We start from the raw sequence: 16,964 nt of genomic DNA on the forward strand, positions 1-16,964 counted from the left end.
TTTATCCAAAAATTATTTTAAAACTATGCTTCAGGCTAAAGTCTTCGTCACTCGTCGCCTACCCATCGAATTAGAGCAACTGCGATCGCTCGCCATTGTCGAAGTTTGGCCAGAACGCCAACCCCCTCCATACGAAATTTTACTAGAAAAAGTCAAGGAAATAGATGGATTGCTATGTCTGCTGACTGACCAAATCGATCGCCAACTCATCGAAACCGGGAAACTTAAAGTCATCAGTCAAATGGCGGTGGGTTACGATAACATTGACATTGCAACCGCTACAGCACGACAAATTCCCGTCGGTAATACTCCTGGCGTGTTAACGGATGCTACCGCAGATTTTGCCTGGGCATTATTAATGGCAGCTGCACGGCGAGTAGTGGAGGCAGATCGGTTTACCCGTGCAGGTTTGTGGCAGACTTGGGAACCAGATTTGTTACTGGGGCCAAATGTTACAGGTGCAACCTTGGGGATTGTTGGTTTTGGGCGGATTGGACAAGCAGTTGCTCGTCGTGCCAAAGGTTTTGAAATGCAGATTTTGTATACGAGTAGGCAACGATGCAGCCCAGAATTAGAACAATCTTTAGGTGTGGAGTTTGCTACGTTAGAACACTTACTGCAAGAGTCAGATTTTGTGACACTGCACACACCTTTAGCTGATGATACCTATCATTTAATTAGCGCTCGCCAATTTGAGTTGATGAAGCGATCGGCTATTTTGATTAACACGGCGAGGGGAACTATTGTAGATCCAGATTCTCTGTATCGCGCCCTTGCCAGTGGTCAAATTGCGGCGGCGGCTGTAGATGTCACCGAACCCGAACCGATTCCCAGCGATAGCCTATTGTTGACCTTAGATAATCTAATTATTGCACCTCATATTGGCAGTGCCAGCCGTCAAACGCGCTCAAAAATGGCAACAATGGCGATCGCTAATTTAATCGCGGGATTGAGGGGCGATCGCTTGGCTAATTGTGTCAACCCTGAAGTTTATGAGAAGAATTCAGAACCCAGGAGTCAGAATTCAGCATGAATTATGTACAAGTGGGTGATAGCTTGCTGAGTGCGAGTATTCTTACCCCTACAGGGAAGCAAGCTACACTTTTAGTTCTTGTTGCAGCAGAGTTTCTCGATCTAGACGGTTGCGATCGCTGAGAATACCTGTAACAATCAGGGCAAAAATTGCAATTAATCGACAGCCTTAACCTTTTTCCATAAATCCAACATCATCAAATGTAAGTTGCTGGGATACTTAACAAGTTTTTTGGTTAGCTTCTGGAACATGAATATATCAGCAGTAAGTTTATTTATTAAATCTAACCAATCCTTAAAGAACCAGTTGACTTTTTTGACAAATAACTGTTGATTTACAATCTTATTTAATTTATATACTTGCAGATATATATACAGCTAAATGCTCTATATATCTAGATATACAGGAGCTACCTAACTCATATATCTTAGTTTAAATATTAAGTTATACCTTGTTTTCTGACAAAAAAAGCTCCATGATTGATATCAAAAGCACCTAAATACATGGTGAGTAGTGCTTTGAAGATAGGAGACATTTGCACGATTAACACCGATACTGAGTACTTATTCGGCAATTATTCAGATAAATTTGGCTCCAGGTTTTGGCATCTAATATGCTAATATACTTCATTTATTTTTGTGAATCATGAAAGTAAAATATCTAATAACCATCTCAAATTTACTCATATCGGAGTTTAACTAACTCATGCTACAAGGATGGATTCAAATCGGATTAACGTTACTAATTATAGTAGCGATTACTCCCTTATTTGGGAGATATATAGCGCGTGTATTCCTAGATCAAAGAACTTTTCTCGACGTGATTTTAAATCCAGTTGAGCGAATACTTTACTCTTTGGTTGGTGTTCCAACCCAAGAAAATATGACGGGTTGGCAGTATGCGCGATCAATCCTGTACAGCAATGTAGTCATGGGGTTGCTGATATTCTTCATCATTGCAAATCAGGGATGGCTAGCGCTTAATCCAACCAAGGTAGATGCCCCAACCTGGGACACCATTCTACATACCACTATTTCCTTTATTACTAACACCAACCAGCAGCATTATTCTGGTGAAACCTACTTGAGTTACGGTAGTCAAATGTTGGGGCTAGGCTACCACATGTTCACCTCTGCGGCAACAGGTATCGCAGTCGCGATCGCCTTTATTCGAGGATTGACGGGTAGACCTTTGGGTAACTTTTATGTAGACCTAATTCGCTCGATTACCCGAATTTTGCTACCGATTAGTATTGTTGGCGGCATCATCTTTATTGCCCTTGGTGTGCCAGAAACCTTAGCTGGCCCAGCAGTATTTCCGACCTTAGAAGACCCTAACATTAGTCAGGCGATCGCTCTTGGCCCAGTTGCCCACTTTGAGATTATCAAACAGCTAGGCGAGAATGGCGGCGGCTTTTTTGCCATCAACTCGGCACACCCCTTTGAAAATCCCAACGGCTTTTCTAATTTAATTCAGATTGTGGCCATGCTTTCGATTCCCACATCCCTGATTTATACTTATGGGTTGTTTGCAAATAACACCAAACAAGCCTGGTTACTCTACGGAATGGTGGGTATAATTTTTGTCGGATTTCTGATTGTCACCGCCATTGGAGAATATAACGGCAATCCGGCTGTAAATACGCTTTTGGGCGGTCAGCAACCGAACCTAGAGGGGAAAGAAGTCCGGTTTGGTTGGGCAGAATCCGTGCTGTTTGCGGTAAGTACAACTGGTACTATGTGCGGCGCTGTCAACAGTTTCCACGACTCCTTCATGCCCGCAGGCGGTTTTATTTTTCTCTCGAATATGTTCCTGCAAATCATGTGGGGTGGACAAGGCACTGGAACAGCTTACCTCTTTGCCTATAGCATCTTAGCAGTATTCGTCACAGGTCTGATGGTGGGACGCACCCCAGAATTTCTGGGACGCAAGATTGAAAAGCGTGAAGTCGTCCTGGCTAGTTTCCTAATTTTGCTAGTTCACCCTATCGCCATTTTGATTCCAGGGGGAATCGCCTTAGCTTTTCCTGACCAATTGGCAGGGATTAGTAATCCTGGCTTTCATGGCTTTTCTCAAGTTATCTATGAATATGCCTCAGCTGCGGCTAACAACGGCTCTGGGTTTGAAGGTTTAGGCGATTCACAACCCTCTCCCTTGGCGATCGCAACTGGTACAAAAACTACCGTAACCGCCCTCTGGTGGAACCTAAGCACCTGCTTCAGCCTCTTAGCCGGACGCTATGTACCAATCATCGGTCTACTGCTGCTAGCAGATAGTATGTCCCGCAAGCAAGCTGTTCCCTACACAACTGGTACATTACGAACCGACACCGGACTATTTACAGGTGTCACCGCAGGCGTAATTTTAATCTTGGGCGCACTCACATTCTTCCCAGTGCTGGCATTGGGGCCCATCGGTGAAGCCTTTTTTATCGGCAAAGGTATCGGGTAGGGAGTGGGGAGTGGGGGCTGGGTACTGGGGGCTGGGGACTAGGTACTGGGTACTAGGAACTAAAGACTTAATTTTCTTGCCAATGCCCAATGCCCAATTCCCAATCCCTAATCCCCAATCCCCAATTCCCAATCCCCAATCCCCAATCCCCAATTCCCTAAAATTTAATCTATGCCAACTACTACTGATTCTCCTTCATCCCGGATTCCATCTGGAACTCGTGACTCGCGCAAGCATACTCCCAAAGCTGATTTACAGGGACTTTACCAAAGAGCAGTTCGTGAGTCATTTATCAAGCTCGATCCTCGAATTACTGTCAGAAACCCAGTTATGTTTGTTGTTTGGGTAGGGACAATTGTCACCTTTCTTGTCACCCTTAACCCAAATCTGTTTGGCACAATTCAGGCAGATATCAACCAACAACGCCTTTTAAATGGGTTGATTACCTTCATTCTCTTTTTCACACTCGTTTTTGCAAACTTTGCCGAAGCCGTTGCGGAAGGGCGCGGTAAAGCACAGGCTGATTCACTGCGATCGACGCGATCGGATACGATCGCTAATAAAATCCTCCCTGATGGTTCCATAGTAAAAGTCAGTTCTACGGAACTGCGACGGGGCGATATAGTTCAGGTGGTGGCAAATAACATGATTCCTGCCGATGGGGATGTTATCAAAGGCATTGGTTCAGTGGATGAGTCGGCCATTACTGGGGAATCTGCCCCTGTACTAAAGCAACCAGGTACAGATATTGCCAGTTCGGTGACAGGAGGTACACGCTTACTTTCCGACGAGTTGACGATTCGCATTAGTGCCGATCCTGGTCAAGGCTTTATCGATCGCATGATTGCCCTAGTAGAAGGGGCACAACGCACTAAGACACCCAACGAAATTGCTTTGACGGTATTGTTAGCAGTACTAACACAGGTGTTCTTGATTGTAGTGTCAACCATTCCCCCCTACGTGGGTTACATTGCCACCTTTATCAGCACAGCCTTTGGCCCTGAGGCGGGAAACAGTTTGCGTACAGGTGCTAGTGTTGCCATTCTCATCTCACTACTGGTAGCTTTGATTCCCACAACTATTGGTGGTTTGCTCAGTGCGATCGGGATTGCGGGGATGGACAGAGTTGCCCAATTTAATGTCATTGCGACCTCTGGTAGAGCGGTAGAAGCCTGCGGTGACATCAATACCCTGGTGCTAGATAAGACAGGCACTATTACACTGGGGAACCGGATGGCTGACGAATTTATTCCCTTGAATAACCACTCACTAATAGACGTGGCGCGAGTTTCCTTAGCTGCTAGCTTGTTTGATGAAACGCCAGAAGGCAAATCAATTGTGATACTAGCAGAAAAATCCCAGGCTGGGGTAGATTTCAATATCGACAAAGCCGAAGGTGTGGAATTTTCGGCAAAAACCCGGATGAGCGGCACGAATTTACCTGATGGCAAACAAATTCGCAAAGGGGCGGTAGATGCCATTAAAGGGTTTGTCCGTTCTCGTGGCGGCCAGGTTCCTGATGATATAGACGCAGCTTATGAGCGAGTTTCTCGGTTAGGAGGTACACCCTTAGCTGTCTGCCAAAATGACGATATTTATGGTGTTATTTACCTCAAAGATATTGTCAAACCTGGACTGCGGGAACGGTTTGACCAACTCCGCCGCATGGGTGTTCGCACCGTCATGCTGACAGGTGACAACCGAATTACGGCTTCGGTAATTGCCGAAGAGGCTGGGGTGGATGATTTCATTGCTGAAGCAACTCCAGAAGACAAAATTGAGGTGATTCGCTCGGAACAATCTCAGGGTAAGCTGGTAGCAATGACTGGAGATGGTACGAACGATGCACCTGCCCTCGCTCAAGCAAACGTGGGTGTGGCAATGAACTCTGGGACGCAAGCTGCCAAAGAAGCTGCTAACATGGTGGACTTAGACTCTGACCCCACAAAGTTAATTGACCTAGTAACCATAGGTAAACAGTTGCTAATTACTCGTGGTGCATTGACAACATTTTCCATCGCTAACGACATTGCCAAGTATTTTGCCATCATTCCCACGATCTTTGCTGCGGCTGGCATCGGCGCACTGAATATTATGGGATTAAAGAGTGCCCAATCTGCGATCATCTCAGCGCTGATTTACAACGCCCTGATTATTCCGGCATTAATCCCGCTAGCACTCAAAGGGGTAAAGTTCTTACCTTTAACAGCAGATCAACTGCTACGTCGCAACATCTTGATCTATGGCCTTGGCGGCATCGTTGCTCCCTTCATTGCCATCAAACTGATAGATATTATCCTACCTTTGTCTTAATTTACTATGAAACCTGTTCATCTCCGCCGCACTATCATTGCATCCCAAGTATTAGAAGAAATAACTGAAATCTGGTATCAATGGCGTAGACAAAAGCTACCACTGTATTTGTTCCTGGCGATGTGTTTCAACCTAGTGGTTGCGCCTATGGTCTATGCCGCAACTGGTGAAGACCTTTCCCGCAGTCAATCTTGGGGATTGGGATTGTTAGGACTGACGACGCTAGGACTTTCCATCTATTTATTCTTTGTAATGTTTGTACCGGAGAAATTCTAATGAGTTTTGCACGCGAAGCTAGTAGAGCTATTCGTTCTACCTTGGTACTCTGGGTGATTGGAGCAATTATTTATCCTTTTGCAATGATTGCCATTGGGCAGATTGTGTTTCCGTTTCAAGCAAATGGTAGTTTACTAAAAAATAGCGCCGGTCAAGTTGTGGGTTCTGCCTTGATTGGTCAACCTTTTACTAGCGATCGCTATTTTAACAGCCGTCCCAGCACCACGAGCTACAGCACAGCCGATCCCAAAAAAGATGATGGGGGAGTTTTGAAAACCGGGGTTTCCGGTGCTAGCAACTTGGCTCCCAGTAATCCCGCATTACTGGAACGCATCAAAGGTAAAGATGACCCAGACCCCAGCAAAAAAATTGAAGGTGACTTGAATCGTCTGAAAAAAGCAGGTGTGCAACCCACTGGCGATTTAGTCTACACCTCTGCTTCCAGCCTTGACCCCCACATTACCCCGGAAGCTGCGATCGCGCAAATTGCACGAGTAGCCAAAGCGCGGGGAGTTCAACCGAACCAACTGGAAACTTTAATTTCCCAAAATACAGATGGCCGCTTTCTCGGCATCTTTGGCGAACCTGGAGTTAATGTTTTAAAGCTGAATTTAGCTCTCGATCAGATTAAGGGATAAACGCAGATTAGGGACTGACAAATAGAAAAATATTCAATTAACTCTTGTGGGGTGGGCGTCTCGCCCGCCATACAGACTGGGCGCTCATGTTGCCCACCCCACAACATTGGATAATTTATTTCTTGGAGTTCCCTTACTTACAGCTATTTATAGACCACGCGGTAGGGGCACAGCAATGCTCATAGGTGTCAACTTCAGCCAAAAATAGCGTACTCATTGGGTGTTGTTCACCCGCCAGCCCGCCAGGGAATATAATTCCCTGACTAATAGCGCAAGTCTACTTCAGTAGACTAGGGATTTTTGGCGATATTTTAGTCATCTTCAGATGACTTTAGCTGTGAGACAGGGATTGTAAATCCCTGGCAGACGTGCGGTTTCACGTTAAGTTGACACCAATGAGCAATGCTGTGCCCTTACGACTCTCTTCCTCTGTGTTCTCTGCGCCTCTGCGGTTTTTTATTTAACTAGAAATTGTTGATCTATATCATAACTATATCTCTAAATATATACCTAACTAACTAATCAATAAACATACAAATATTCGCTCAATACATTTTATATACCTTCAAAATATACCTACAGAAAAATATATTTCTCTTTAAAATATTGGACAATATTATTAGAGTTAAAAAATGTTTTGTGCTAGAAAATAACAAAGTTTTAAATCCAAGCCTACTTGGTGTTTTTATCGAAGATAATAGCGTCTACTGCGGTCTTCATTTAACTGAAATAAATTTACCTCAGCGATGCGTTTTTGTAGGGATTTTAAGAGAGAGTCAAGTAATCTCAGCAACAGATAATCCAACTATTTTGGCTGGAGACTACGTTTTAGCAATAGCAACTCATTCCATGATGGTTCCCGCCCTCAAAGTAACTCTCAAGAAAATTCATTCTGTTTACTATTCTTTCAACAATTGCTTGTTGGAATCTGTTTAATTTAGATGAATTTTACTGAATATGAGTTCGATTAACAAAAGGTTTTTAATATGCATACTTCGGAGATTTTCCGACTTGATGTATCTGCCCAAAAAAGTGTTAGCCAGTCCACTCTCCTGGAAGCGAACCTGGCGAAGATAACACAGAATGATACAAAACCACAGAAGGGAGACATCCCTTTTGTAGCAGTGTTTTTGGCTCACATTTCCTTCATGATTGTTTGGGCAATGGTCGTTTATCTCGTTTCATCTTTCTGCAAAGCACTAGAAGATCCCCCACAAAATGCGGCACAAGAGAAAGACGAAATAGTAACCATCAAACATTTACAGCAATATCCCTGTGAAAACTGCCATTTTTTTAACAACAACCGTTATCTAAAGTGTGCAGTACAGCCCGCTATTGCTCTAACACAACAAGCACTCAATTGCTCCGATTACAGTCCTGAATAGGTGAGTTTCTCACTACGCTTATCCTATCATGCAGACAATCCGTACCCGCCTCATTTGCCAGCTTCAAAAAACAATGATATCCAGAGCCGTAATTATATCAAGTTGTAGCAATCAACTATTTAATAGCAACTCAGGTTTTTCATCAGGAGTAAATTAATGTTACAGCCCAATTATGAAGATAAAAATAGTTTTCTCTATCCTCGCGATCGCTACCACGGTAAATTTCAGCCAAATAACTTAGTCTTTAATGCCAACCTCCAAGAATTTTCTCAAAAAATTAGTTATATCACTAGCTTAGAGACTGGTGGCAAACTATCTCCAGAAGAAGCATTCACCAAAATTGCAGCACTCTGGAAACAGTTGGAGGATAGCAAAAATAAGCTGGGAATTGGTAACGATCTATCAGCTTAATTTAATTTATTAATTATGCATACAACGATTAGTAAGCTGATAACTCTGAAATAGAGTTTGAATTGTTAAAAATTTACTTGAGAAACCTGAACAAATTTTATGAAACAGAAAGAAACGGTATTTGTTATTCCGACTCATCGACTGAGAGATGTAGCAGAGACTATCGAAAAGTATGATGAGAATTTCCGGGCAAATGGTCATGCTGTAAAAATTATCGTTTTCGATGATTCCAGCATTGCCAACCATGAGAAATATTACCCACTTTTAGAACAGACTAAGACAGTCAATGACGTGTTTTATGTAGGGCCCCAAGAGAAAGAGCAATTTATTACATTTTTAAACGAAAGACTGCGCGATCGCAAGCTAGAATCACTAGTCAAAAACCTGTTCCGACCTAGTTATGGAGGAAATCGCAACTTCACGCTGATGTATACCCTTGGCCATTTAATGGTTAGTGCCGATGACGATATGCGACCAGATGCCTTAATTGAAACTAGCCCAGAATCTTTATCAGGTGATGAAATATGTCGAGGGAAATTAATCAAGTCTAATCAACAAGGTGGCTACGTCCATAAATCTTTTGACTTACTCACGGCTTTTGGTGATGTTCTTGGTCAAAAAGCCAGTCATGTACCAGAAAACTTCGAGGCTGGAGAATTGGTTCTTGATACAGCAATGGATTTAGAAACTAACACAACTAAGGGTTACTTTCGAGAGAACAGCCTCTTATTACAACCAGGGAGAGTATTAAATAATGCCATCGTCAAAATTGCCCAGACCTTTCGCACAGGAACTAATGATATCGATACACTTGATTTTATTCACATGTATCTCAATGATGAGAACCAAATTAGTCCAAATGACCTAAATGATTTTTATATTCTTACTAATTTTCGACCTGTTATTACTAACAAAAACTGGAGAATGGATTGTGGAGTCGCTGGATATGATAATCAGCTAGGTTTACCACCATTTTTTCCAACTAGACTCAGATTTGAAGATTATATCTACAGAATTTGGATACAGCAAGAGGGGATTGTGGCTGCACACGTTGATGCTGTCCAAAACCATATTAGAAATAACTATATGCGTAATCCTCTCGCTAGTGAACTCTTTAACGAGGAAATATGTAGCCTCCTTAAAAGGAAGATTAAAAGTAGTGTTTATCATCTTGATGACTTGGGAATCAAGTTCGATTACTCTGGCGAGGTAACATTGCAAGACTCTGAGGAAATTCTGGAAAAAATCGCTGCTATCCACAGACAGGTAATCAAAGCCTCAATGTCTGCCCAGAATGAAGAACGTAAGCTATCCCTTCAATTATTTGCTGAGAATTTATCAAGAGTATTTTATGGATTTGAACCAGACTTTTTCCAGCAAAACGTTTCTAGAATTATTGATGATGTCATTAGCCAATTTCACGGTTCTCTAGAAATATGGCCAACTCTAGTGGAAATCTGTTACTTTTACAAAGATAAAAAAGACCTACCACAAATCAGGGTTAAAAACAAGAAGGTAAAATCTAGAAATGGCACAAAATCAAGCGAAATTCTCGTATAAATATGACGTTTGGCAAACAAACCATTATTCATACGGGAAAACTTTCTTAAACCCTTTCTTTTTGAAGATGTGCCTATAGAACTTAATCCAGATCCCCGACTTCTTCAAGAAGTCGGGGATCTAATTTTTCACGAATGATTTAGGATTGCTATATGTGCTAGCTAATTGACTATATATGCAAACCTTAATTATTGATAACTATGACTCTTATACCTTTAATCTTTACCAGATGATTGCCGAAGTAAATGGGGAACTACCTCTAGTAATTTATAACGATCAGCTTAACTGGGATGAATTGAAAGAAATTGCATTTGACAACATTGTGATTTCACCTGGCCCCGGTCGTCCAGAGAGATCAGAAGATTTTGGAGTCTGTCGGCAAATAATTGAGAATGTAGATGTGCCCTTATTGGGAGTTTGTCTAGGACATCAAGGACTTGGCTACCTACATGGTGCAAGAGTGATTCATGCACCGGAAGTTAGACACGGTAGACTCAGTAAAATTTATCATAATAATTCAAAATTATTTCAAGGCATTCCTAATCAGTTTTCTGTGGTGCGTTATCACTCGTTGTTAGTTGCTGATGAACTACCTGAGTGTTTAGAAAAAATTGCTTGGACTGAAGAAGGATTGGTGATGGGATTGCGTCATCGGCATTTACCTTTTTGGGGTGTGCAGTTTCACCCAGAGTCTATTTGTACAGAATATGGGCAAAGATTACTAGCAAACTTTCGGGATATAACGCTGCAATTTCCCAAAAAATCGTCAACAACTCTAGAAAAACAGTATTGGATTGGATATGAATCTGTTACTCCTGTTATGGATAAACCATACCAAAAACAGGAAGATAAATTTGAATTATATACGCGCAAGTTAGATATCTGCCCAAATACAGAACAAATATTTATACAGTTATTTGAGAATGCACCGAACGCTTTTTGGCTAGATAGCAGCCGTGTGGAACTTGGTCTATCTCGCTTCTCGTTTATGGGTGATGGAAGTGGGGTAAACAGTTTATTGGTGCGATACCATACCCAAACGCAAGATATCATCATCACCCAGTCAGATACAGTGACTCGTCGCACCGAAAGTATTTTTGAGTATTTGAAGCGAGAAATAAACTGCCGATTTTGTCAATCTGATGAGTTACCTTTTGATTTCAACTGTGGATTTGTTGGCTATTTTGGCTATGAACTTAAGGCTGAATGTGGATCTTCATTGGTGCATTCTTCACCATTACCCGATGCAATTTTCTTACTTGCCGATCGCATGATTGCTATCGATCATCAAGAACAGTGTATTTATTTGCTGCAATTAATTAAAAAAGGACAAACAGAACAGGTAGAAACTTGGTTTGATACTATCCAACAACAACTCACAACTTTAAATCCTCTTTCTCCCCTTGTACCCCAAGAAAATTGTCAGCCACTTAAGTTCCGTTTGAGTCGCAGTTATGAAAATTATATCCAAGATATTCGCCAATGCTTGGGCGAAATTCACGAAGGTGAAACCTATCAAGTTTGCCTGACTAATCAGCTTTACACCGATGCAACTCCCGATCCATTGACGTTCTATCGCACATTACGTAAAATCAATCCGGCTCCTTATTCTGCATTTTTACGCTTTGGTGAAATTGCGATGCCTGCGGCCAGCGTAGCGATCGCCTGTTCATCTCCAGAACGGTTTCTACACATCGATCGCCAAGGTTGGGTAGAAACTAAGCCCATCAAGGGAACCCTACCACGTGGAGAAACCCCTGAAGCCGATTTTGTCCTCCGTGAGAAGCTACGCAACAGCGAAAAAGATCGGGCTGAAAATCTGATGATTGTGGATCTGTTACGCAATGATTTGGGGCGAGTCTGTAAAATTGGTAGCATTCACGTACCAAAATTAATGGATGTGGAAACATACCCAACAGTACATCAGTTAGTGACAACGGTACGCGGGCGGTTACGTTCAGATTTACAAGCGGTGGATTGCATACAGGCTGCATTTCCCGGAGGATCGATGACTGGTGCGCCCAAAATCCGCACCATGCAAATTATCGATCGCTTAGAACAAGAGGCGCGAGGCGTGTATTCAGGTGCGATCGGCTTTTTAGGCTTAAATGGTTCAGCCGATTTGAATATTGTGATTCGGACTGCTGTTTTGACTCCCGATCAAACCTCAATTGGTATCGGTGGCGGAATTATAGCCCTTTCTGAGGCGGAGATGGAGTTTCAGGAAACGCTGCTAAAAGCCAAAGCTTTAATCGACGCTATGGTTTTGACAATGTATGGAACCTCTGATATTTATGAAAAATTAACTGCTTGAAAAAATAAGAATTCAGGAGTCAGAATTCAGGAGTCAAAATAGTTAAAGAATAAGAAGAATGTTTGATGAATCAATATACTAATTATTGTATATTTCTGATAAATTCTGACTCCTGGGTAGTGTTTATCATAAAATCCTGTTTTTAACAAGAAGCTAAAGTCTATAAAATTGCACAAAATCGAGCAAAAATCCCCGATAAACTCAACCTGAGATCAACAAGCCATGTGCAATACTTTACGATTCTTCATCAGGGAAAATTTGATTAGATATAGCTGAGGTAACAGCAATCTGATAAGATTTCTAAACAAGTAGAATAATCGCTTATTCTCTTTTTCTTGAACCAACTGATTTCGGTTATTTTTTGGGAAAGGAAAATATAAAATGTCTCATCTATTGTGGAAAACTCTGGTACTAAGTCCAGTAGTTTTGGGAGTAACGGTATTGGTTTCCGCTAGAGCTATAGCTACTTCAGTAGCAAGTTCTTCTGAAGATACAAAGGCAAAAGCAGCTCAAACAGAAGCACCAATAGCTTCTGGTACTCCAATATTCATTCAAACAGAGCAACCAAAAGTTAATCAGCAGTTGTTTGCCCAAAAGACTGATGATAATAAAGTTTTAGAAGAAGTTAATCGCTACACCACCGAAGGCAAAAACCAGAATTCACTGTCTCAAGTTACATCAGTTTCTCAGTTTTCTGATGTACAGCCGACTGACTGGGCATTCCAAGCTTTACAATCCTTAGTTGAACGATACGGTTGTATAGCCGGATACCCAAACTCTACTTATCGTGGCAATCGGGCACTGACTCGTTATGAGTTTGCCGCAGGTTTGAATGCTTGTTTAGATCGGGTTAATGAACTGATTGCCACAGCCACCGCTGACTTGGTGACAAAACAGGATTTGGCTACTCTCCAGCGTTTGCAAGAGGAATTCTCGGCAGAATTAGCAACTCTGCGTGGTCGAGTAGATTCTCTAGAAACACGGACTGCCCAACTGGAGGCACATCAGTTTTCTACTACCACAAAATTGGTAGGTGAAGCTGTTTTTGCCGTGACTGATATATTTGGCGGTAATACCGGCAATGCTAATAATACTGTCTTTCAGGATAGGGTACGTTTAGACTTGCAAACCAGCTTCACGGGTAAAGACGTTTTACACACCCGTCTTGCCGCTGGTAATGCACTAGCCTTTAATCAAGTAGGGAATGGTGGCGGTGCTATCAATACTGCTGAAGGTACACAAACATTTCAACTCAACGGTGGAAGCAACAATAACAGTGTCAATATAGACTGGCTGGCGTATTACGTACCCATCGGCCCAGCCCAAGTTTACTTGGCAGCCACCGGAGGTATTCATAGCGATTATGTAGCCACTAACAACCCTTACTTTGAGGACTATGATGGCGGTAATGGGGCTTTGTCTACCTTTGCTTCTGAAAGTCCCATCTATCGTATTGGTGGTGGTGCTGGTGCAGCACTAACTTTACCCTTTGGTAAGGGTGGCAGCTTTTTTAAACCAAGTTCACTGACTATAGGCTACTTGGCGTCAAATGCTAATAATCCTGGTGCAAATCAAGGTTTGTTTGAAGGCAACTATGCAGCTCTTGGACAGTTGAACTTTAGTATTGGCGATCGCTTGGCGATCGCTGCTACCTACGTTCACGGGTATAATGGTGCTGGAGGTGGTAATTTATTCGATTTAGGTGGTGGTTTGGGTAGTACTGCCCGCGTTGTAGGTACTAATCAAGCTAACACCCTCCTAAACGCATCTTCCAGTAATTCTTATGGTATAGAAGCAGCCTTCAGACCTAGCGACAAACTGTCAATTAGTGGCTTCGTTTCTTACCACGATGTCAGAGGCGTTGGTGCTAATGATGATTATGAAGCTTGGAGCTACGGTCTTGGGGTAGCCTTACCTGACTTCGGTAAAAAAGGTAACGTATTGGGCCTGTTTGCAGGTGCAGAACCCTATTCTTTTAACCGACCAGGTTTTGCTGGTACTGGTAATGATATACCTTATCACTTTGAAGGCTTCTACAAGTATCGCGTGTCAGATAACATCTCAATTACGCCTGGTGTTATCTGGTTAACTTCTCCTGGTCAAAACAGTGCTAACGATGATGCAATCATTGGTACGCTGAGAACTACCTTCACCTTCTAAAGTGTCCTATTAATGCGGGGCTGCTAGATCCCCGACTTCTTGAAGAAGTCGGGGATCTGAACACCACTAACTTCACTGGATCACGAACCGCAATTTCACCTCTACAATTTGTTAGGCTGAGATAGCTGCCCCTGTAGTCGGCTTAGGAGGCTGAATCTGAGCGCTTATCCGCGCCCGATACAACTCTACTAATCGCTTTTCGGATTTCAATAAATCCTGATAAATTTCTTTGAAAATAGCAGTTGCAGCTGGGTCGGTGAACATCGCCGACAAATTACCAATATCGCCAATACCCGTTTGCACATCCCCCAAAGCGGAACGTAATTGATAGATGTCATCACTTCCTGTTAAAGCAGTTTTCACCTTGGCATACTGATTAGCAATATTTGACCCTAAAGAGGGTTTCTCACCTAGATACTGAAGATAGGTTTCCAGTTTTTCAATGTGGCGTTGTTTATGAGCAATTATCTCTTGAAAGAGTAATTTTACTTCGTTATCTGATTCCTTTTCCAAGTACTTATTCAGTGCTTCTAGTGAATAACGTTCACCAGTAAGGGCGGTATTTAAACCTCTGCCAATATCACCTTTAGTTGAGCCACCCCAAGCATCAGCGAGTTTCCACCATTCAGCACTTGTGTCTTCTTCATTTGGCAATGCAGCATCTTTACCACCATAGCCTAAACGGCTCAAAATAGCGGTGGTGAAAATTGCTAAATCTCCAGGTTCACGAGATGTAATTAAATTACCGTCAACGACCAAAGGCTGATCTAAATAATTTGCACCAGCGTTAATAATGTCTTTGGCAATAGCAATAAACCCAGTGACTTTTTTACCTTTGAGCAAGTCGCTTTCAATCAAAACTTGTGGGCCGTGGCAAACCGCAGCGACCAACTTTCCTTGCTGTATCGCCTCTTGTACGAATCTTACTGTATTCGGGTTCCGTCGCATTTTATCGGGAGCCATACCGCCCGGAATCACTACGGCATCATATTCGGCTGCGATCGCTTCCGTTGTAGTACCATCAGCTTGAACACTAAGTTTGCCGCGTTTACCCTTATATTTTTCATTCATGCGGGAACCAAGCACTACGACCTCGATTCCTGCTTGTTTTAGTCCATTATAAGGAACTGTAAATTCTGCATCCTCTACCGCCTGTTCAATGAGGATTGCAACTTTTTTCTTGCCGGAATGATTATTATTGTCAGTCATTGATGGTATTACCTATTTATTTCTAGTATTGAATATTTTGTTGTTTAGCATTTAGGTAGGCAATTTCAAAAAATAGTTATGAGCGAGAATTTAGCAACTGAATAATTTCAGTTTTATAATTCTTAACTCATAACTAAAAATTTCAACTACAAGTTGCTTGACCATGAATTTACATATACAATCTTATGAGGCGATCGCTAGTTTAGCTTCGTTCCTAGGGGATAGATTATTTTGTCAGCTATACATCTCTAGTTAGACAAAATAGTGACAGGAAAACGTTATTGTAAGAATGCACAAAAGAGGTATTATCATGGCAGAAAAAAATCATCCTGACAAAATTAAAACCGAAGATTTGCCACAAGAAATTACCGAATCTTACGGAACTGGCGTGAAAGACTTGCCGGGATACAATATTGGCGGGCGCTCAATCAAAGCAGAAAGAGACGAATATACAGAAACTAGTCCTGAACTCACTGGTGGGGATGTTGATGCTTATTGGCAAGATGCAGATGCCGTTGGGGATGAGGCTGTTGGTGGTAGTACTGCCACTCCCGATCAAAACGTCACTGAGGAGCTAGAAACAGCAGTGGGGCTAGAAATGGATGACTCTGAGTTTCTCCATACCAACGATATTTTAGAGCAACGTGATGGCGATCGCTGGGAGTTAGATCCAAAGTCTTCTGAAGATTATCAAAACCGCCGAGAATAAGCTTGCTACTAATACCTCTGCCAATTTACGAGGATTATCAAAAACGATCAGATAACTAAAAAAGTGTATCACAGGCTACTATTCTTTGGCGATGGCTACGCCCGCCGAACGCGAGTGCGTCTCGTAGAGAAGGCATCGCAAAACTTTTCGGTCTACTGAAACTGAGTAACTTTACTTGCTTGAGATAAAGAAGTTAGAGGCTATTTATAAAGTAAATCTAAAGGGGAATACAAAAGAGTTCTTACAACAATAGGATACTTTCTATGTAGTGTATTTACATACTTGCTCATGACACGAAAGTCTTATCCGACGGACTTAAATGATATGGAGTGGGAAATCCTTGCTCCTCTAATTCCACCGGCTAAGTTAGGCGGACATCCCCGCACAAGACTTTGGTTAGAACTCTTGCGTAAATATTTTGTGGTATAATTTGGGGTTGTTTTATTTTAAATTTTGGGACATTGAAATAGTAAGAGGCTATCATTTTCTTCAAGCAAGTATTATA

14 protein-coding genes and 1 pseudogene are annotated in these 16,964 nt (G+C 42.2%); 14 read left to right on the forward strand and 1 reads right to left on the reverse strand.

The features are described from left to right. The first annotated feature begins 25 nt into the window (after positions 1-25). The 12 genes from V7L31_RS11460 to V7L31_RS11515 all read left to right on the forward strand — a co-directional run bounded on the left by V7L31_RS11460 (position 26) and on the right by V7L31_RS11515 (position 14,541). Complete coding sequence (locus V7L31_RS11460; RefSeq protein WP_334696332.1) at positions 26-1,033, forward strand: 2-hydroxyacid dehydrogenase; 1,008 nt, start codon at positions 26-28, stop codon at positions 1,031-1,033. Then, a complete protein-coding gene (locus tag V7L31_RS11465; RefSeq protein WP_334696333.1) occupies positions 1,030-1,155 on the forward strand; it encodes a hypothetical protein in 126 nt (41 codons plus the stop codon). Before V7L31_RS11460 ends, V7L31_RS11465 begins: the two co-directional genes overlap by 4 nt. A 583-nt stretch (positions 1,156-1,738) precedes the next feature. Next, positions 1,739-3,484: a potassium-transporting ATPase subunit KdpA gene (kdpA, locus tag V7L31_RS11470; protein ID WP_334696334.1), complete on the forward strand. Its 1,746-nt coding sequence runs from the start codon at positions 1,739-1,741 to the stop codon at positions 3,482-3,484. A gap of 171 nt (positions 3,485-3,655) precedes the next feature. Next, on the forward strand, positions 3,656-5,797 hold the full coding sequence (kdpB, locus tag V7L31_RS11475) for a potassium-transporting ATPase subunit KdpB (protein ID WP_334696335.1): 2,142 nt from the start codon (positions 3,656-3,658) through the stop codon (positions 5,795-5,797). A gap of 6 nt (positions 5,798-5,803) precedes the next feature. Further along, complete coding sequence (locus V7L31_RS11480) at positions 5,804-6,073, forward strand: potassium-transporting ATPase subunit F (protein ID WP_334696336.1); 270 nt, start codon at positions 5,804-5,806, stop codon at positions 6,071-6,073. Next, positions 6,073-6,711 (forward strand): K(+)-transporting ATPase subunit C, encoded by a 639-nt coding sequence (kdpC, locus tag V7L31_RS11485; RefSeq protein WP_179067354.1) that lies wholly within the window; start codon positions 6,073-6,075, stop codon positions 6,709-6,711. The genes V7L31_RS11480 and kdpC overlap by 1 nt, the downstream gene beginning before the upstream one ends. 639 nt (positions 6,712-7,350) lie before the next feature. Beyond that, positions 7,351-7,647, forward strand: coding sequence for a TrkA C-terminal domain-containing protein (locus V7L31_RS11490; protein ID WP_334696337.1), 297 nt, complete (start codon positions 7,351-7,353; stop codon positions 7,645-7,647). Positions 7,648-7,697: 50 nt separating this feature from the next. Then, positions 7,698-8,096, forward strand: coding sequence for a hypothetical protein (locus V7L31_RS11495; RefSeq protein ID WP_334696338.1), 399 nt, complete (start codon positions 7,698-7,700; stop codon positions 8,094-8,096). Between the two features lie 156 nt (positions 8,097-8,252). Next, positions 8,253-8,507, forward strand: coding sequence for a DUF7219 family protein (locus tag V7L31_RS11500; protein ID WP_334696339.1), 255 nt, complete (start codon positions 8,253-8,255; stop codon positions 8,505-8,507). A gap of 99 nt (positions 8,508-8,606) precedes the next feature. Continuing rightward, entirely contained in the window at positions 8,607-10,067 is a 1,461-nt protein-coding gene (locus V7L31_RS11505) for a hypothetical protein (RefSeq protein ID WP_334696340.1), read from the forward strand. Positions 10,068-10,242: 175 nt separating this feature from the next. Further along, complete coding sequence (gene pabB, locus V7L31_RS11510; RefSeq protein WP_334696341.1) at positions 10,243-12,381, forward strand: aminodeoxychorismate synthase component I; 2,139 nt, start codon at positions 10,243-10,245, stop codon at positions 12,379-12,381. A gap of 381 nt (positions 12,382-12,762) precedes the next feature. Next, the gene (locus V7L31_RS11515) at positions 12,763-14,541 is read left to right on the forward strand and encodes an iron uptake porin (protein WP_334696342.1); all 1,779 of its coding nucleotides are present in this window, start codon (positions 12,763-12,765) and stop codon (positions 14,539-14,541) included. 111 nt (positions 14,542-14,652) lie between these two features. On the opposite strand, the gene V7L31_RS11520 is transcribed toward V7L31_RS11515, so the two are convergent. Continuing rightward, positions 14,653-15,750 (reverse strand): DJ-1/PfpI/YhbO family deglycase/protease, encoded by a 1,098-nt coding sequence (locus V7L31_RS11520; protein ID WP_334696343.1) that lies wholly within the window; start codon positions 15,748-15,750, stop codon positions 14,653-14,655. A 310-nt stretch (positions 15,751-16,060) separates the two neighbouring features. Here V7L31_RS11520 and V7L31_RS11525 point away from each other — a divergent pair, with 310 nt between their 5' ends. Then, positions 16,061-16,459 (forward strand): DUF6335 family protein, encoded by a 399-nt coding sequence (locus tag V7L31_RS11525; protein WP_334696344.1) that lies wholly within the window; start codon positions 16,061-16,063, stop codon positions 16,457-16,459. Positions 16,460-16,747: 288 nt separating this feature from the next. Continuing rightward, a pseudogene (locus V7L31_RS11530) lies at positions 16,748-16,846 on the forward strand (transposase); the annotation flags it as partial. Between the last annotated feature and the right edge of the window lie 118 nt (positions 16,847-16,964).

The sequence above is a fragment of the Nostoc sp. genome, from assembly GCF_036916655.1.
GTDB lineage: Bacteria > Cyanobacteriota > Cyanobacteriia > Cyanobacteriales > Nostocaceae > Nostoc.